Here is a 17,480-nt window from a genome sequence, read left to right on the forward strand (position 1 = left end):
CTTTCTGCCCAAGTTGGGGCATACTGCACCGCAATCGCCTGAGTTTGCCGACAGGGATTTCGTCGTCAACGCAAAAATCGCGCAAGCGATCCCGTAAGACTACGCGGCTTTCGCTGCAGCCGGATCCTCGGGACGCCTATCGATCACCTTGTCGACGAGACCAAACGCTTTCGCGTCTTCCGCCGTGAGGAACTTGTCGCGCTCGAGCGCATCCTCGATGGCCTTGTAGGTCTGGCCGGTGTGCTTGACGTAGATTTCGTTTAGCCGCTTCTTGAGATTCAGGATCTCCTGCGCGTGCAGCATGATGTCGGTGGCCTGGCCCTGGAAGCCGCCGGAGGGCTGATGCACCATGATGCGCGAGTTCGGCAGCGTGAAGCGCATGTCCTTCTCGCCGGCAGCGAGCAAGAGCGATCCCATCGAGGCCGCCTGGCCCGTGCACAGCGTCGACACCGGCGGGCGGATGAACTGCATGGTGTCGTAGATCGCAAGACCCGATGTCACCACGCCGCCGGGCGAGTTGATGTACATCGAGATTTCCTTCTTCGGATTCTCGGCCTCGAGGAACAGAAGCTGCGCGACGATCAGCGTCGACATGCCATCCTCGACCGGGCCGGTCACGAAGATGATGCGCTCCTTCAGCAGGCGCGAGAAAATGTCGTAGGCGCGCTCACCGCGGTTGGTCTGTTCGACGACCATCGGCACGAGGTTCATGTAGGTTTCAACGGGATCGCGCATGGGATTACCCCTGGAGTTGGCGGGGCCGAACGGCCGCCGGCTGTTCCGGACGGACGATCGTCCCGTGATGCAGGACTGCGTTAAGCTGCGCTCAGATATGCGCCATTTTCGCGGCGGCAAGACCGCACAGATGGCTAGGTCCGAACGCGGCAACTCAAACCGATTCGGCTGGTCCCGCCTAGCGACGGAATGCCGTCGTTCGGCCGGTTTCGCCGTTCATCATTAACACGAGGTGCCGGGATTACGCCGCAGTTTTCTCGGCGTCTTCATCCTTGAACAGGTCTTCCTTCGAGACCTTTTTCTCGGTCACGTTGGCGAGTTCGAGGATGAAGTCGACCACCTTGTCCTCGTAGATCGGGGCACGGAGCTGGGCGAGCGCCTGGGCGTTGTTGCGATAGAAGTCCCAGACCTCCTTTTCGCGGCCCGGCATCTGGCGCGCACGCTCGATCACGGCGCGGCCGACCTCGTCATCGGACACCGTGATCTTGTTCTTCTCGCCGATCTCCGACAGCACGAGGCCAAGCCGCACGCGGCGGTCGGCGATCTTGCGGTACTCTTCCTTGGCGGCGTTCTCGGTGGTGTTCTCGTCGGCAAACGTCTTGCCGGCGGAATCCATCTCCGCCTTGATCGAGTTCCACATCAAGTTGAACTCCTCGTCGATCAGCGACGGCGGCGCCTCGAACCTATGGTTCTCGTCAAGCCGGTCGAGCAGCGCGCGCTTCACGCGTTGACGCGTCGCGCCGGCGAACTCGGCTGTCAAACGCGCCCGCGCGGCTTCCTTCAGCTTGTCGAGCGATTCCAGCCCGAGCGTCTTGGCGAACTCGTCGTCGATCACGGTTTCGCCGGGTGCTTCCACCGCGGTCGCCGTGGTCTCGAATTCGGCCGGCTGGCCGGCGAGCTTTTCGCTGGCATAGTTCTTCGGGAACGTGACCTTCAGCGTGCGCGTCTCGCCTGCGCCGATACCGATCAGTTGCTCCTCGAAGCCGGGAATGAACTGGCCCGCACCGAGCACGACCTGGATGCCCTCGCCGGTTCCGCCGTCGAAGGCTTCACCGTTGATGGTACCTTTGAAGCTGATGGTGACGCGGTCGCCGTTCTCAGCCTTCGCGCCCTCGCTCTTGGCCGAATAGGGACGGCTCTGATCGGCGATGCGCTTGATCGCCTCATCAACATCGGCGTCGGTCACATCAGTGACCGGCTTCTCGACCTGAAAGGTCTTGAAATCGGCAAGCGTGATCGGCGGCACGACCTCGATCGCTACCGTGTAGGTCAGGTCGCTCTTCCCGGCGAGCAACTCCTCGACCTCTTTCTGCTCGGTCGGCATCGTGATCTTCGGCTCGGTCGCAAGGCGGAAGCCGCGGTCGGTGAAGATCTGCGTGTTGGTGTCGCGGATGGTCTGGTCGATGGTCTCCGCCATCACCGAGCGGCCGTAGATCTTCTTCAGATGGCTGACCGGCACCTTGCCGGGACGGAAACCGTTGATGCGGACCTTGTCCTTCAGGTCCACAAGTTTCGCGTCCGCCTTGGCATCGAGGTCGGTGGCAGGAACGCTGATCTTGAACTCGTGTTTCAGTCCCTCATTAAGGGTCTCGGTGACCTGCATCTTCTTCTTCCGCTCCTGTCGCGCCTTTGCGGGCGCGACTGTGTCAATGGTTCGACGCACGACTCAACGCCTGCGCCGGTGGTTCGGCGGACCTGTCTCCCGAACACAGAGACAGGCCCTCCAGAAAGGGATCATGCAAACGCTGGATGAGCGCTTGGTGCGGGTGGAGGGACTCGAACCCCCACAACTTTCGTCACTGGAACCTAAATCCAGCGCGTCTACCAGTTCCGCCACACCCGCTTGGCGCATCATCGCCGGCCGCGATGCCGCGGGCGGCGGCTTATAGCATGAGCCCGCCCCGGCGCAGCAAAAAAATGGCTTTTTTCGCATGTCCTCTCGGCCCAAATGGCCGCTGGACTTACAGGTTCAAAAATGGTCCGGATCGGGCCGATGGCAAGCCTTTTCCTGAAGCTCGATCGACGCACCCTGCTGGCCGGACTAGGCGCCGCCGCGCTGCAAGCGGGCCTTCCCGCCGCAACCTTGGCGCAAGCCCGTCGTTCACTCGCCATTTCCGCGAGACCCGACAGCCTGGTGCTGCGCCAGGGCGGCACGGCTACGCCGGTCTGGTCGTTCCCAGGCGAGGACATCAGGGCGAATCGCGGCGAGACCATCGAGCTGACGCTCGGCAACGATCTTCCCGCACCCCTTGCATTGTACTGCCGGGGAATCGACGGCGCTCCGGCCGCCGAGCCCCTGCTCGCCCGGGCGCCGCTTGCCGCCGGGGCGAAGGAGAGCTTCCAGCTTCCGCTGCGCCACGCCGGCACATTCCTGTTCGATCCCGGCCTCCTCAATGACGGCCAACCGCTACCGCTGCGCGCAAAGCCACTGGTCGTCTCCGAACGCGAGCATATCTCCGTCGACCGCGACGAGGTGCTCTTGATCGAGGAATGGCGGCTGCGGCCGGATGGCTCCGCTATCGCGCCGGGGACGGAGGCTAAGGATGCGACGCCGGTCTATACCGTTAACGGCCGGACTTCATTCGAACTCTCAGCACGCGCCAATGAGCGCCTGCGGCTCCGGTTCATCAATGCCTCCCAACGCACTGTGCTCGCGGTGAAATTGGAAAGCCACGAGGTCCGCGTCATGGCCATCGACGGCCAGCCTGCCGAGCCGTTTCCTGCGCGCAACGGTGCGCTCGTGTTGGCGCCGGGCGGCCGCGCAGACGCCTATGTCGATGCCGTCGCGAGCGCATCGATCCTGCTCCATGACGGCAAGGAGGCGCGCCCGGTCGGACGACTCTTACTCTCCGGCGAGGCCCCGCTCCGCCCAGCGCCGCTGCCATCGGCGCCGCCGCTTCCCCCCAACGGCCTGCCGGCCCAGCTCGACCTCAAGAATGCGCAGCGGTTCGAACTGGTCGTCGGGGTGCCAGCTGACTGGACGCGTCCGGCCAGCTTCACCCCCTCCGCGCCACCAGCCTTCCGCGCCAAGACCGGCCGAGCGGTGGTGCTGGCGCTTACCAATCGCGCGCCGATTACCACCGTCTTCCACCTCCACGGCCATCACTTCCGCCTGCTCGACCGGCTCGACGACGGCTGGAAGCCGTTCTGGCTCGACACACTCGCGATCGAACCCGGCCAGACCCAGCGCATTGCGTTCCTGGCCGAGTATGCCGGCCGCTACCTGATCGAACAGGTCGCGATTGACTGGGCAGCGCCACGGCTCGTGCGATGGTACAGTGTCGAATAAGAACAAGGGGAAACGACCATGGGCCAAACAGTTCCAGCGATCCGCGGCATCAGAGCGCGAGCCGTCGTCGTGCCGCTCAAGCGTCCTGTGAAGAACGCCTTCGGCGTGATCGATTCCGGGCCACTGGTCCTGATCGATATCGAAACCGATCAGGGCGTTACCGGTCGTTCCTACATCTTCGCCTACATCAGGCTCACGCTTAAACCGCTGGTTCATCTGGTCGAGGAGACCGGCCGCGATCTCGTCGGCCGGCCGGTCGCCCCGTTCGACCTGATGAAGGCGATGGACGCCAAGTTCCGCCTGCTCGGCTGGCAGGGCCTGGTCGGCATGGCTGTCTCCGGCCTCGACATGGCCTGTTGGGACGCGCTGGGACAGGTCGCGAGCAAGCCGGTCGTCGAGTTGCTCGGCGGATCGGCGCGCCCCCTTCCCGCCTATGACAGCTATGGCGTGGTCGATCCCGCAGCCGACGAGCGCGCGCTCCGCCGCTCACTCGACCAGGGCTTTCGCGGCATCAAGATCAAGGGCGGCGACGGTGATGCCGCCAATGACGAACGCGTGGTCAAGGGCGTGCGCGCCGTCATCGGGCCGGACATCGCCTTGATGATCGACTTCAACCAGTCGCTCGATCCGGCGGAAGCCAAACGCCGCATCGCGCGCCTTGCGCCCTACGACCTGCATTGGGTCGAGGAGCCCGTGCCGCAGGAGAATCTCTCCGGCCACGCCATCGTCCGAATGGACTCGCCGATTCCGATCCAGGCCGGCGAGAACTGGTGGTTCCCGCGCGGCTTTGCCGAGGCGATCTCGGTCGGCGCCAGCGATTTCATCATGCCCGACCTGATGAAGGTCGGCGGCGTCACCGGCTGGCTGCAGGTCGCCGGGCAAGCGGACGCCGCCTCGATCCCGATGTCGAGCCATCTGTTTGCGGAAGCCAGCTCCCATCTGCTCGCGGTGACGCCGACCGCGCATTGGCTCGAATTCCTCGACCTCTCCAGCGCCATCCTGGCAAAGCCGGCCGAGGTCATCGACGGCGCCGTCACCGCCCGCGGCCCGGGCTTAGGGCTGGAATGGAACGAGGCAGCGGTCGCGAAATATCAGGTGACCTAGCGCTCGATGCCGTAGCCGTTAGGGTGGGCAAAGCGCAGCGTGCCCACCTTTCTTGCACCGACCGTGGATGGTAGGCACGCTGCGCTTTGCCCACCCTTCGACGCCCCACAAATCCTCAATACTCAATCCCCAGTCCGTCATATACCCGGCGGAAGACCGCCGGCAGCGTCTCGGGAAGGTCTTCCGCGATCAGGCCCGGCCCCGCTTCCGTCGCGGCTTCGCCGTGCATCCAGGCGCCGATGCTGGCGCCCTCGAAGGCAGGCGTGCCTTGCGCGAGCAGCCCCGCGATGATGCCAGACAGCACGTCGCCAGCGCCGGCGGTGGCGAGCCATGGCGGCGCGTTGGAGGCGATGGTGGCGCGGCCATTGGGCGCGGCGACCACCGTGTCAGGTCCTTTCAACAGCACCACCGCGCCGGAGCGCTCGGCGGCGGCGCGCACACGCTCGAGTTTGGAGCGGCCGGGATGCTTGTTGCTGATGTCGCTGAACAGCCGCGGGAACTCGCCCTCATGCGGTGTCAGCACCACCTCTGCACCGTCCGATGCCTTGATCGCCTCGAACAACCGTTCCGGTGCATCCGCAAAACTGGTCAGCGCATCAGCGTCCAGCACCAGGTTGCGCTTCGCCGCGAGAGCCGTGTGGACAAAATCGCGCGTGCGTGGGCCGACGCCGGCACCGGGCCCGATCACGCTCGTGTTCAGCCGCCTGTCGTTCAGGAGATCGGCGAACTGGATCGCATTGTCGACCGCGCGCACCATCACCGCTGTCAGCGCCGCGGCGTTCACCGCCAGCGCATCGCTCGGCGAGGCCAGCGTCACCAGGCCCGCTCCCGCCCGCAGCGCGCCGCGCGCTGCAAGCCGCGAGGCGCCGGTCGCGGCGATGTCGCCGGAGACGGCAAGGACGTGACCGCGGGAATATTTGTGGCCGTCGATCTTCGGCACCGGAAACGCGTGCTGCCAGGTCGACGGAACATTCTCGAAGGTAGCCGGGCGGATTTCCTCGAGCACCTTCGGATCGATGCCGATATCGGCGACGCGCACGCGGCCGCAATGCACCCTGCCCGGCAAGAGCAGATGCGCCGGCTTGCAGCGGAAGAAGGTCACGGTCTCGGTGGCGCGGATCGCAATCCCCATCGGAGCACCGGTGGTGCCGTTGATGCCGCTCGGCAGGTCGACAGCGAGCACCGGCACATCATGGGCGTTGACCGCCTCGATCATCTCATGGGGTTCGCCCTTCACGGGACGGTCGAGCCCGGCGCCGAACAGCGCATCGATAATCAGCGCGGGCTTGCCGATCGCCTGCGGGTTGAACGGCAGCACCGGATATTTCCAGCCGCGTGCGGCCAGCGCCGCGTCGCCCTTCAGGCTGTCGCGCTCGCACAGCAGGATGACCGAGACCTCCCGCCCCCGTGCAGCAAGCTCGGCGGCGGCGACAAAGCCATCGCCACCATTGTTGCCGCGGCCCGCCACCACCAGGATCGGCCCCTCCTCGACCAGGTCCATGGCCGCTTCGGCCACCGCCTGCCCCGCGCTCATCATCAGCGAAAAGCCAGGTGTGCCCCCGGCAATGGTCAGCCGGTCGGCGCGTTCCATTTCAGCCGTGGTCAGGATTTCCATGCTGAATCCTCAATCTATCAGCCTTTTCGACAGGCACCTCGCCCGGCTCGCGTCGATCATCCGCCGATGATTGCACACCAATTCATCCGTTTGCCTATTTCGCAGGCTTCGGTATCATGGGGCGCTCGATCCAACCTTGTCCGTCTGCCCGTTAAAAGGCTGATAACATTCCGAAATCAGGGACATTTATAACTTGGCATAGACCCTGCTTTTGAGGAAGCCGCTCAGGACGGCCGCCTTGTATGGCCGTGAGGGGCGTTTCCGGCTCCGCCGGGAGTTGACGGATCGAACTGATTGCGCCACGCGCATCGAACCTGCACTTTGTATTCTGGAAATGCCCGGGAGGCCCTCAGTGAAGAAAATCGAAGCCATCATCAAGCCGTTCAAGCTCGACGAGGTGAAAGAGGCGCTTCAGGAAGTCGGACTTCAGGGCATCACGGTAACGGAGGCCAAGGGGTTTGGACGGCAGAAGGGTCACGCCGAGCTCTATCGCGGCGCGGAATACATCGTCGACTTCCTGCCGAAGGTGAAGATCGAGATCGTGATCGGCGACGACCTGGTCGAGAAGGCGATCGATGCGATCCGCCGCGCGGCGCAGACTGGCCGCATCGGCGACGGCAAGATTTTCGTTTCCAATATCGAGGAAGCGATCCGCATCCGGACCGGCGAATCCGGGCTGGACGCTATTTAAGCCCGGTGCTATCCGAAATCTTGCGACCCTAGAAGAGAATAAGGCTGCCTTTGGCGGCCTGATTTCGTTTGTATCATCGCGCGAACTTGGCCCAAGCGAGAACAACGTCGCTCACCTGGAAACCGACCCGCAAAGTCAAAAGGGATACTCATGAAGACCGCCAAAGACGTCCTGAAATCGATCAAGGACAACGACGTCAAATACGTCGATCTTCGCTTCACCGATCCGCGCGGCAAGTGGCAGCACGTGACCTTCGACGTCGGCATGATCGACGATGACATTTTCGCCGAAGGCACGATGTTCGACGGCTCCTCGATCGCCGGCTGGAAGGCGATCAACGAGTCCGACATGTGCCTGATGCCCGACCCCGTCACCGCGACGATCGACCCGTTCTTCGCCGAGACGACGATGGTGATCACCTGCGACGTGCTCGAGCCGACCACCGGCGAGCCCTACAACCGCGATCCGCGCGGCATCGCCAAGAAGGCGGAAGCGATGGTGAAGTCGATGGGCGTCGGCGACGCCGTCTATGTCGGCCCCGAGGCCGAGTTCTTCGTGTTCGACGACGTGCGCTTCTCCGCAAATCCCTACAACACCGGCTTCCGTCTCGACTCCTCGGAGCTGCCGACCAATTCCGACACCGAATATGAAGGCGGCAATCTGGGCCACCGCATCCGCACCAAGGGCGGTTACTTCCCGGTGCCGCCGCAGGACTCGGTGCAGGACATGCGCTCGGAGATGCTGGGCGCCATGGCCAAGATGGGCGTCAAGGTCGAGAAGCATCACCATGAGGTCGCTTCCGCCCAGCACGAGCTTGGCATGAAGTTCGACACGCTGACGCTGATGGCCGACCACCTGCAGATCTACAAGTACTGCATCCACCAGGTTGCGCACATCTACGGCAAGACCGCCACGTTCATGCCGAAGCCGGTCTACGGCGACAACGGCTCGGGCATGCACGTCCACCAGTCGATCTGGAAGGAAGGCAAGCCGGTGTTCGCCGGCAACAAGTACTCCGACCTCTCGGAGACCTGCCTCTCCTACATCGCCGGCATCATCAAGCACGCCAAGGCGATCAACGCCTTCACCAATCCGACAACCAACTCCTACAAGCGCCTGGTCCCGGGCTATGAGGCGCCGGTGCTGCTCGCCTACTCCGCGCGCAACCGCTCGGCCTCCTGCCGCATCCCCTACACGGCTTCGCCGAAGGCCAAGCGCGTCGAGGTCCGCTTCCCCGACCCGATGGCCAACCCCTATCTCGGCTTCGCGGCGATGCTGATGGCCGGCCTCGACGGCATCAAGAACAAGCTCGATCCGGGCCCGGCGATGGACAAGGACCTCTACGACCTGCCGAAGGAAGAGCTGAAGTCGATCCCGACCGTGTGCGGCAGCCTGCGCGAGGCGCTGGAAAACCTCGACAAGGACCGCGCGTTCCTGAAGGCCGGCGGCGTGTTCGACGACGACTTCATCGACGCCTACATCGAACTCAAGATGACCGAAGTCGAGCGCTTCGAAATGACCCCACACCCGGTCGAGTTCGACATGTACTATTCGCAGTGAGTTTTCACTGCCGCAACAATGCGAAAGGCGCTCCACACGGGGCGCCTTTTTGTTTTGGCGAAGTGAGGCGACCGGACCAGTCCGTGACTTTCCCGACGATGGATTCGAGAGGATGAACTGATGCTGGCTCGATCAATCTATCAACCCGCCCTTTGCGCCATAGCGATGATTGGCGCCATCTCGGCTGCCTATGGCCTGAGCCTGGAGGAGATTGCAGCGAAGCTCGAGCGCGAGGGCTATTCGCAAATCCGGGAAATGAAATCCGGAAAGATTACTACTTTCAAGGCCACGAAGAACGGCAAAGTCGTATCGCTCGTTGTTGATAGCAGTGGCCACGTCAAAGAGCTTCCATAAGACACTATTTTCGCGGTAGCTCGTTGGACTACGAACTATGCGTGTACTCATAAGGCGTAGATGTCGGCTTCTGACGACCAAACGGAATCTTCTGCTTAACCAGCGCATTGCCGTCGTGACCCGAAGCCGACCTACATTCGGTGAGATGGCAATTTTCAAGAACGACTTGTGTAATACCTTGCCGGCGCAGGATCCCGTTGCGCTCGCGATCAGCATGAAGACCTGACCGATTCCCGACGGACGAGAAAAGTCATCGTAGCTTACCCATGAGACCTCGGAAAAAGCGGAACTGTTTTTCTAGCACTTGCGTTTTATAGTGAGGAGCAACCTCCATGAAGCGCGCACTAAAACTTCTGGGCTATGTCCTCGTCACTGTTTATTTCGTCGCCGATGTGGTGTTTGAATCAGTGGCCCTTCCCCTATCAGCGTGGATCGGAAGGCTCCAAATTCTGCGTCCGTTGAACACCTGGATCGCGAGCCTGCGTCCGTACCCTGCGCTTGCTCTCTTTTCCGTCCCAGTCGTCATCCTTGAACCGGTGAAGCCGATCGGTGCGTTTCTTGTCTCCGCAGGCCATGTTGTAGAAGGCGCTCTGACCATCGCGGTAGGCGAAATTCTGAAGATTACCCTGGTCGAGCGGCTCTTCAGATTGACGCGTGACCGCTTGATGCAGATTCCGGCCTTCGCGATCCTGTATCGGAACTGGCTCAGGTTTCATGAATGGGTAACGTCGTCCGAGATCTGGCGATGGGTTCGTGACCGGATCGCGCGGTTGAAGTTGCTGTTCAGACGTGCCGTGGTTTCGACTCGGGCGCACTCGCGGTTTGACGTCTTTTCGACCCAAAATGCGCGTTCCAGCCGAATACGTCGCGGTCAAGAGCGCGCCGAGCGAAATCGGTGCTCTGGCCAACCACGCAACTCCACCAGTGATTGAGCCTAGCCAAACGCATAGCTGAAGTTGACGGGCAGCTGGAAGTGCTTCCGATGGGTTGGTTGCGGAGCGCACGCTGACCCTCGTCGTGTGCCCATCAGCGAAGCGGCGACACCTCTCATTGCGGTCCGCTTGGTGGGCAGAGCGGACTAGATTTGGTCACTCTGAGTTCTTCGCATTTTGTCCTAACGCGGACGTTATCGACCAAGGGATTGCAATTGTGAGGCTATGATCATCGCTAGCTGGATCGCCGTGCTGGACGCGACACGATTGGTCCCGTCGCTATGCGAAAAACGGTGAGTCATCTCACCAATTGAGAGGTGCCGCGCCGCCCACTTAGGGCGACGCGGCCTTTGGTCTTATGCCCAGTCTCGATGGTGCAATTCATTCGGCTTGACGTCCAGCAAGTCGATGGTTTCGTTGCCGACTTGCAGCAGTGTTCCACCGTGATGGTCGGAGGATATTTTGACGTATTCGTCGTTCAAAAGTTGCAGCTTGTCCACTTTCGGATCGAAATCAGTGATGGTTGCGGTGTTGTGTTTGCCCTTGAGATAGTCAAGGTTGAACACAAAGGTGTCGGCACCGTCACCGCCGGTCATGGACACATGACCGCTCGCTGCCACCAAAGTGTCATCTAGATCCCCGCCGGTCAGGGTGTCCTTGCCCGCTGATCCGACCACCAGCTGCGCCATGCCCTCGGCCGCCGCTTGTCCGGTCGGATCTACTCCTCCCAGGGTGCCGCTGTGCCGCTCGGTGGCAACGAAAGCATCACTCTGCATCGCCGTGGTATCGGTGTTGCGCAGGATCAAGTCCGACAGGGTGGTACCCTTGATCTCATGCAGGGTCTCGCTGTCGAAGTTCTGGTTCTCGAAATAATACCGATCGCCGTCGCGCAATGCAGTGAACTGATCGCCGATGATTTTGCCGAAGGTCGGTCCGATGATGGCTCCTTCAGCATGATCCTCTGCCAATCCACCAGCCCACAAATCGACGGTGTCGATAGAACCATAGGCTTTCTCGAACGCCGCTGCCGTCTTCGGATCAGAGCTGAGCTGATCGAAGCTGGTATACGGCGCAAGTCCCAGCGCCTCCCGGGTCTGGTTCAGTGTGCCCAACCCCAGATCATGGCCGCGCTGGATATTGATCGCCGCTAGATCGAGACCGTCCGGAGGATCGACCAGGAAGTTCCGCAAGCCATCGACAATGCGGGCGTCCAGCAGATTCGCAAGGTCCCCCGACAGATGCCGAAGCAAGCCATCTGCACCCGTAGCGTTGAACGTCGCCGTATCTTCAAAGAACGATTCCGCCAGCGTCTGCTCGGATGTGAAGGCACCTAGATTGCTGATCGCACTGATTTCGTCGGAGACGATCGAGTGACCGAAGCGAAACGCGGCACCTGCAAACTCTTCGGTGATTCGCGCGTCCACCGTAGGATCATAGCCGTGGTACGGCTCAATGGCGTCTTTACCCAGCAGATGTGGCAGGAACTCGCTATAGGTGATGTTGACCATCTCGGCCGTGGTGATGGCTTTGGCCGTCTCGTACAGCCTGTCGCCGCTCCAATGCGGATGTTCCTCGTGCAGGCGATCGACTTGATAATTGTGCTCGCGCACAAACAAGACCTGCAAGGCCGTCAGGTCGGGGTTCTCCTGCGCCCGCACATCACCGGCCGCAAAGACCTTGCCCTGGTCGGTCTCGACGATTGGCAGATTTTGCCCCGCCGACATCTTCATATGACCGTCGGCGGTCCGCAGGCTCGCTGCGGTGGCAGCGTCGGATCCGTAAATCTGCGATCCATCCAGCCAACCTGTGACCGTGTTGATGGCAGTTGCCGGATGCCCGGCAACACCGGTCGCAGGATCGATGGCTACGCGCGTCAACGGGATGGTACTGCCGGCCGGCAGAAACTCATCATCAGCTGGGACCATGATCGAGATATCCGTGGTTGTGCCCTGCTTTTGCAGATCCAGATCATGATCGATGAACTGGCCCCACGCATACATCATGCCTGATAGCGCTACGCCGGCGTCGTCCATCAAATGCGGGCCTTGCTCCCCGGTGTCCGCCTGCGCCACGACAATGTTGCTTATTTCGCGGGGGTTCGGCCCCGGTGTCATTTCGTTGAACCCATCGGCGAAATGCGCCGGCCCCACCCGAGCAAAGTCGGTGTCGGCCTGATTCATGGTCGAATCGGCAAGATTGTTGTTGGAGCCGTCGATGGTGCGGAAGTCGAGGGTACGGAATTCCAGTGCCATGGCTCACCCTCCCTGTAGAGTGTATAGCCCCAGCTCCTGCTCATTGGCCGCTCAGGAAATGACGCTTTGATGATCCATTGTGACGTTCAGGCGGCAGTTGAGTGACGATATTCGGCGCCGCTGCACAATGATAATATCGAGCGATCCAAGGCTCGCCAGGAGTAGGTCGATTGCGAGCCCGTGCGAAGGGTCGCGCCGAACTCGTCCGTTTACTCCAGCGGAGTGGCAACCTTTCTTACCGAATTACTCCAATGAAGAATGGAGCTTTTACAACGCGGCCTTCGAATCCAGCATCGCTTGTCGAAGCTGACATAATCCATGCGGATCATCAGCTCTACTTCCCTTATGTCCACGAGACCCCAAACGTCCTCTTCATTTCGCCGGGCTGCATCATCGGTTGGAAGCAATAGCGAGCCCGCAGCCCGCGCCCGGCTTCGCTGAGTGCCGCCGCCGTGTCGACCATCATGCGCATGCCGGGCACGCCACCGAGATGATCCCACACCGTTGCCGCGACCACGCCGCCTGATCGAACGACGCAGCGCATCTCGGCGACGGCCTTGCCGGCTTCATTCAGTCGCCCTCACCTCTGTTGCTCATCGGATCGGTTGCGTCAAAGCAGCGCGACTGATGGCGCTTATGTGGATTGCTTCTGCTTTCCCTTGACGGATGACTTGCAGAACTGTGAGTGACAACGCAAACTGCCGCAAAACAAAAAAGGGAGTGAAAAGATGAAACGGCGCACATTTCTTGCTGGCCTTGGTGCCACAGTCTTCTCGCCGGCGATTGTCCGCGCCGCGGGAGATACGCCGTTAAAGTTCGGTGTCCTGACGGACATGAATGGCCTGTTCGCAGACAATGGCGGCAAGGGATCGGTGGCGGCCGCGCAATTGGCGATCGAGGAGTGTGGCGGCAGCGCCTTGGGCAAACCGATCGAACTGATTTCCGCTGATCATCAGAACAAGCCGGATCTCGGCGGGAACATTGCGCGCCAATGGTATGATCAGGATGGCGTCGACGTCATCCTCGACGTGCCGGTGTCATCAGTCTGTATTGCGGTCCAGAACTTCGCCAAGGATCGAAACAAGATGTTCATCACGTCCGCGGGAGGCTCCGCGGATCTGAGTGGAAAGCTATGTTCTCCTAATTTCATCCAATGGACATATAATACCTACGCACTCGCGAACGTGGCGGGGAAAGCGTTGCTCCAACGTGGAGCCGACACGTGGTTCTTTATTGCTGCGGACTACGCATTCGGCCATGCGCTCGAGCGCGATGTGACGGAAGTCGTGACCAAGGGCGGAGGGAAGTCACTGGGGCACGCGCCGCATCCGATCAACACCGCAGATTTCAGCTCGGTCCTCCTGACGGCCAAGTCCTCGGGCGCGAAAGTCATCGCACTGGCGAACGCCGGCGCGGACACTCAGAACGGCATCAAACAAGCGGAGGAATTTGGCCTCACCAGCGGCGGCCAGCAGATGATCGCGCTGCTGATTGACGTCAATGACATCCAAAGCATTGGCCTGAAGAGCGCGCAGGGCTTGCTCGCGACCATTGGATTCTATTGGAACATGGATGACCGGACGCGCGAATTCGCAAAGCGCTATGCCGCCAAGATGGGAAAACCGCCGAGCATGATGCAGGCGGGCGTGTATTCGTCCGCGTTGAACTACATCAAATCGGTCCAGGCCGCGAACACCAAGGATCCGGCCGCCGTCGTCAAGGATTTGCAAGGCCGCACCTTCAACGACGCTTTCGCGCGAAACGGCAAGCTTCGCGCCGACAACCTGATGGTGCACGACATGTACCTCGCCGAGGTCAAGAAGCCGAGCGAGGTGTCCGACCCTTCGGATGTCTTCCGGATCCTGGCGACCGTTGAGGGCAAGGATGCATTTCCGCCGCTCTCGAGCAGCGCCTGCCCGATGGTCACGGCCCAGAAGTAATTCGGGCAGCCCCCGCAAACTGTACCGCAAAATCGTTCAGGTCCACCGCAATCGATCGCGGTGGACCTTATTCGTACGGATTGACCAACGCATCATCATGCCGGAACCACGCGGCCGAATCCCACACTGGAGAAGTTCAAAGAAGCAGTCGTATTGGACATCAACCCTGGATGGTTTAGGACCAAGGAGCTCCGTGAACCTTCACAGCGTTCCACTCGGTTTCGGGCGTTGAGCTGCTGTTCCTGACCAAGGGCAATGAGACCAGAAAATGCGAGCTGCGTTCGGACTTATCCACCGCTGGGCGGGCCTCATCACCGCCGCGTTTCTGTTCTTCTCGGGTGTTACGGGTGCGGTGATCTCTTGGGACCATGCCCTCGACGAATGGCTCAACAGCCGCCTCACCTCGGCAAGGACGCCGGGACCGTCCAGACCGTCCACAGAACTGGCAAAGCTGATCGAGGATCGTGATCCGCGGGCGCGTGTCACTTACCTCCTGACAACGCCAGAAGCCGGAGACTCCTTGTCGTTCTTCGTGGAACCTCAAATCGACCCGGCAAGCGGAAAGCGGTTTGAGCTGGACTACAATCAGGTGTTTCTCGACCCTGCGACCGGCGAAGAACTCGGCCGTCGTTACTGGGGCGCGGTATGGCCTGTAACGCGGGAAAACTTTGTCTCGTTTCTCTACAAGTTGCACTATACCCTTCACATTCCCGAGTTCTGGGGCAGCGATCGCTGGGGCACACGCCTGCTTGGCATCATTGCCATCATTTGGACTCTCGACTGCTTTGTCAGCTTCTACCTGACGCTGCCCGCGCGTCGTAGGAGCAATACCGCCAGATCCGCAGTCGTAACGCGCCAGCTTGACCGCGGCTTTTGGGCGAGATGGAAGCCGGCCTGGGTCATCAAGACAAGGGGAAGTGCTTACCGCATCAATTTCGACATCCATCGGGCCTTCGGCCTGTGGACGTGGGCCCTGCTCCTCGTCATTGCGTTCACGGCCTTTTCGCTCAATCTCTATTTCGAAGTGTTCTCGCCGCTCATGAAGACGGTGTCGAACTACACGCCGACGCCATACGAATTGCGCACGCCTGCACCACTCGATCAGCCGGCCGAACCAAAGCTGTCGTTCGCGGATATCATTGCAAAGGGCGAAGCGGACGGACGAAGTCGTGGTTGGACCGAACCGGTCGGCGCGGTTTACTACGCCCGACAGTTTGACATCTACAGCGCCAGCTTCTTCCGTCCCGGAGACGACCATGGTGCCGGTGGCGTCGGCCCGGCGCAGCTGTATTACGATGGCCAGGACGGCCGCCCGCTCGGTGCGCGCGTGCCGTGGCAGGGCACAGCGGCCGACATCTTTGTCCAGGCACAGTTTCCAATGCATTCAGGACGTATTCTCGGACTGCCGGGACGAAGCCTTATTTCGCTGATGGGTATCGTCGTAGCCGCGCTGTCGGTGACCGGCGTCGTGATTTGGTATCGCAAACGTCGCGCCCGGTTGGCAGCAAGAGCGAAGAGCCAAAGCCGTTCTGCGCAGCAGGTGCTCGCCGCAGCAGAGTGATGCATCGGGAGCGTCAGTAGTTTGCCTGATAGCTGGATCGGCCCGTCCGAACGTTCCACCTGGAGTTCTTCTAGTTCTAGATCTCGGAATAAAGTCTGAATCCACTTTCGACGCATTACCACCGTTGTTACGACTGCTCAGCAGTATCAGTTGGACTGGGGCGGTGTGGCGGTGATGAAAAACGCGAGATATCTCTTTGGGGCGTCGACCATTGCGTTTGCGAGTTTAGCATTCGACGTTTCTGCTTTTGGGCAGGCGTCCACTCAGTTGCCGCCGGTCGTTGTCGAACAAGCGAAACCGCGATCTGCCGTCCGTCCACAACGCTCTCAGTCTGCCCGGTCAGCCGCGCGACGCAACGCGACACGCGCCGCCAATCGTCCCGCCGCCGCTGCAGTCACCCCCGGCACTGCCTCGACGCAAGAGACTGCCACAGGTCCAGTGCAAGGCTACCTCGCGACGGTGAGCGGTACCGGCACGAAGACCGACACGCCGTTGAGCCAAACGGCACAGTCTATCTCCGTCGTCGGTGCCGAGCGGATCCGGGATCAGGGCGTTACCAACATCCAGGAAAGCCTGCGGTACGTGCCTGGTGTATTCGCCGAGCCGGGCGGCGTCGATTCACGTAACGACTATTTCAAAGTTCGCGGTCAGGACCCGAACGTCTATCTCGACGGTACGCGGGTGAACAACCGCAATAACTTCAACGAGTGGCGCGCCGATCCTTATATGCTCGAGCGCATCGAGGTGTTCCGCGGACCTGCATCGGTGCTTTATGGCGACACGTCCACCGCGGGTCTCGTCAACCTGATTTCCAAGCGTCCGCGGGCCGAGACTTACAACGAAATCGGCGTGTCTTTCGACAATTTCGGCCGCAAGCAGGTCCAGATGGATTCGACCGGCAAGCTGACCAAGGACGGCGAATGGCTTTATCGCTTCGTCGGCCTGTTCCGTGACAGCGACACCCAGGTCGATTTCGTCCCTGACGATCGCATCCTGCTGGCGCCATCGCTGACCTGGCGACCGACGACGAACACGAGTTGGACCGTGCTCGGCGTCTATCAGAAGGACCGGACCGGCACCACCAACGGCTTCCTGCCGCGCGAAGGCACGCTTCTGCCCAGCATCAACGGCTACATCCCGCGCAACCGTTTCGTCGGCGATCCTAACACAGATCTGTATCAGACCGAAACCGGTGCCATCAGCAGCCTCTTCGAGCACAGCTTCAACGACGCAGTGAAGTTCACCCAGAACCTGCGCTATGCCCACGTCGACGGCATCTATCGTTCCGTCTACGCGAATGTGTTCTCGGCCGACCCGTTCCGAGCTATGGCGGAATCTGGGTGATGACGGCCTGAGAAGGGCGGCGTATCGAGGCGGGTAACCAGCCAGCCAGAACCTCACATGGGATGGTTCGTGTCAAGGCCATCAATCGCAATGCATCAGCAGT

The 17,480-nt window shown here is 61.2% G+C and carries 13 protein-coding genes, 1 tRNA gene and 1 pseudogene; 9 read left to right on the forward strand and 6 right to left on the reverse strand.

The genetic code is table 11. The annotated features are described in order from the left end of the window. Positions 1 to 99: 99 nt before the first annotated feature. From ACZYOF_RS17810 to ACZYOF_RS17820, 3 genes are all read right to left on the reverse strand, one after another. The gene (locus ACZYOF_RS17810; protein WP_130577037.1) at positions 100 to 735 is read right to left on the reverse strand and encodes an ATP-dependent Clp protease proteolytic subunit; all 636 of its coding nucleotides are present in this window, start codon (positions 733 to 735) and stop codon (positions 100 to 102) included. A 241-nt stretch (positions 736 to 976) separates the two neighbouring features. Beyond that, entirely contained in the window at positions 977 to 2,338 is a 1,362-nt protein-coding gene (gene tig, locus ACZYOF_RS17815; RefSeq protein ID WP_463716571.1) for a trigger factor, read from the reverse strand. Positions 2,339 to 2,493: 155 nt separating this feature from the next. Further along, a tRNA-Leu gene (locus tag ACZYOF_RS17820) sits at positions 2,494 to 2,578 on the reverse strand. 150 nt (positions 2,579 to 2,728) lie between these two features. On the opposite strand from ACZYOF_RS17820, the gene ACZYOF_RS17825 reads away from it, so the two are divergent. Both ACZYOF_RS17825 and ACZYOF_RS17830 read left to right on the forward strand, forming a co-directional pair. After that, positions 2,729 to 4,024, forward strand: coding sequence for a multicopper oxidase family protein (locus ACZYOF_RS17825; RefSeq protein ID WP_463716564.1), 1,296 nt, complete (start codon positions 2,729 to 2,731; stop codon positions 4,022 to 4,024). An 18-nt stretch (positions 4,025 to 4,042) separates the two neighbouring features. Beyond that, entirely contained in the window at positions 4,043 to 5,128 is a 1,086-nt protein-coding gene (locus tag ACZYOF_RS17830) for an enolase C-terminal domain-like protein (protein ID WP_463716565.1), read from the forward strand. Between the two features lie 115 nt (positions 5,129 to 5,243). Here the strand turns inward: ACZYOF_RS17830 and ACZYOF_RS17835 are convergent, their stop codons facing one another. Beyond that, positions 5,244 to 6,743 (reverse strand): NAD(P)H-hydrate dehydratase, encoded by a 1,500-nt coding sequence (locus tag ACZYOF_RS17835; RefSeq protein WP_463716566.1) that lies wholly within the window; start codon positions 6,741 to 6,743, stop codon positions 5,244 to 5,246. A gap of 352 nt (positions 6,744 to 7,095) precedes the next feature. On the opposite strand from ACZYOF_RS17835, the gene ACZYOF_RS17840 reads away from it, so the two are divergent. From ACZYOF_RS17840 to ACZYOF_RS17855, 4 genes are all read left to right on the forward strand, one after another. After that, a complete protein-coding gene (locus ACZYOF_RS17840) occupies positions 7,096 to 7,434 on the forward strand; it encodes a P-II family nitrogen regulator (RefSeq protein ID WP_011441447.1) in 339 nt (112 codons plus the stop codon). Between the two features lie 150 nt (positions 7,435 to 7,584). Then, positions 7,585 to 8,994, forward strand: a complete 1,410-nt coding sequence (gene glnA, locus ACZYOF_RS17845) for a type I glutamate--ammonia ligase (protein ID WP_130583903.1) — start codon at positions 7,585 to 7,587, stop codon at positions 8,992 to 8,994. A gap of 120 nt (positions 8,995 to 9,114) precedes the next feature. Then, positions 9,115 to 9,348, forward strand: a complete 234-nt coding sequence (locus ACZYOF_RS17850; RefSeq protein WP_282528833.1) for a hypothetical protein — start codon at positions 9,115 to 9,117, stop codon at positions 9,346 to 9,348. A 332-nt stretch (positions 9,349 to 9,680) separates the two neighbouring features. Then, on the forward strand, positions 9,681 to 10,280 hold the full coding sequence (locus ACZYOF_RS17855) for a hypothetical protein (RefSeq protein ID WP_282528832.1): 600 nt from the start codon (positions 9,681 to 9,683) through the stop codon (positions 10,278 to 10,280). A gap of 356 nt (positions 10,281 to 10,636) precedes the next feature. Here ACZYOF_RS17855 and ACZYOF_RS17860 read toward each other — a convergent pair whose 3' ends face one another. Further along, complete coding sequence (locus tag ACZYOF_RS17860; RefSeq protein ID WP_463716567.1) at positions 10,637 to 12,532, reverse strand: peroxidase family protein; 1,896 nt, start codon at positions 12,530 to 12,532, stop codon at positions 10,637 to 10,639. Positions 12,533 to 12,831: 299 nt separating this feature from the next. Continuing rightward, positions 12,832 to 13,100, reverse strand: a pseudogene (locus tag ACZYOF_RS17865) (SAM-dependent methyltransferase); the annotation flags it as partial. 160 nt (positions 13,101 to 13,260) lie between these two features. Here ACZYOF_RS17865 and ACZYOF_RS17870 point away from each other — a divergent pair. The 3 genes from ACZYOF_RS17870 (at position 13,261) to ACZYOF_RS17880 (ending at position 17,377) form a co-directional block, all read left to right on the forward strand. Continuing rightward, positions 13,261 to 14,472 carry an ABC transporter substrate-binding protein gene (locus tag ACZYOF_RS17870; RefSeq protein WP_463716568.1) on the forward strand — a complete coding sequence of 404 codons (1,212 nt, stop codon included), beginning with the start codon at positions 13,261 to 13,263 and terminating at the stop codon, positions 14,470 to 14,472. A gap of 268 nt (positions 14,473 to 14,740) precedes the next feature. After that, positions 14,741 to 16,033 (forward strand): PepSY-associated TM helix domain-containing protein, encoded by a 1,293-nt coding sequence (locus ACZYOF_RS17875; RefSeq protein ID WP_463716569.1) that lies wholly within the window; start codon positions 14,741 to 14,743, stop codon positions 16,031 to 16,033. Positions 16,034 to 16,183: 150 nt separating this feature from the next. Next, positions 16,184 to 17,377, forward strand: a complete 1,194-nt coding sequence (locus ACZYOF_RS17880) for a TonB-dependent siderophore receptor (RefSeq protein ID WP_463716570.1) — start codon at positions 16,184 to 16,186, stop codon at positions 17,375 to 17,377. The last annotated feature ends 103 nt before the right edge of the window (positions 17,378 to 17,480 follow it).

This window comes from Bradyrhizobium sp. LeoA1Lang, from assembly GCF_055413685.1.

Excerpts from the sequence above, each read along its gene's own strand:
- ACZYOF_RS17810 (WP_130577037.1), bottom strand. The coding sequence starts at position 735 with ATGCGCGATCCCGTTGAAACCTACATGAACCTCGTGCCGATGGTCGTC.
- tig (WP_463716571.1), bottom strand. The coding sequence starts at position 2,338 with ATGCAGGTCACCGAGACCCTTAATGAGGGACTGAAACACGAGTTCAAG.
- ACZYOF_RS17825 (WP_463716564.1), top strand. The coding sequence starts at position 2,729 with ATGGCAAGCCTTTTCCTGAAGCTCGATCGACGCACCCTGCTGGCCGGA.
- ACZYOF_RS17830 (WP_463716565.1), top strand. The coding sequence starts at position 4,043 with ATGGGCCAAACAGTTCCAGCGATCCGCGGCATCAGAGCGCGAGCCGTC.
- ACZYOF_RS17835 (WP_463716566.1), bottom strand. The coding sequence starts at position 6,743 with ATGGAAATCCTGACCACGGCTGAAATGGAACGCGCCGACCGGCTGACC.
- glnA (WP_130583903.1), top strand. The coding sequence starts at position 7,585 with ATGAAGACCGCCAAAGACGTCCTGAAATCGATCAAGGACAACGACGTC.
- ACZYOF_RS17850 (WP_282528833.1), top strand. The coding sequence starts at position 9,115 with ATGCTGGCTCGATCAATCTATCAACCCGCCCTTTGCGCCATAGCGATG.
- ACZYOF_RS17855 (WP_282528832.1), top strand. The coding sequence starts at position 9,681 with ATGAAGCGCGCACTAAAACTTCTGGGCTATGTCCTCGTCACTGTTTAT.
- ACZYOF_RS17860 (WP_463716567.1), bottom strand. The coding sequence starts at position 12,532 with ATGGCACTGGAATTCCGTACCCTCGACTTCCGCACCATCGACGGCTCC.
- ACZYOF_RS17870 (WP_463716568.1), top strand. The coding sequence starts at position 13,261 with ATGAAACGGCGCACATTTCTTGCTGGCCTTGGTGCCACAGTCTTCTCG.
- ACZYOF_RS17875 (WP_463716569.1), top strand. The coding sequence starts at position 14,741 with ATGCGAGCTGCGTTCGGACTTATCCACCGCTGGGCGGGCCTCATCACC.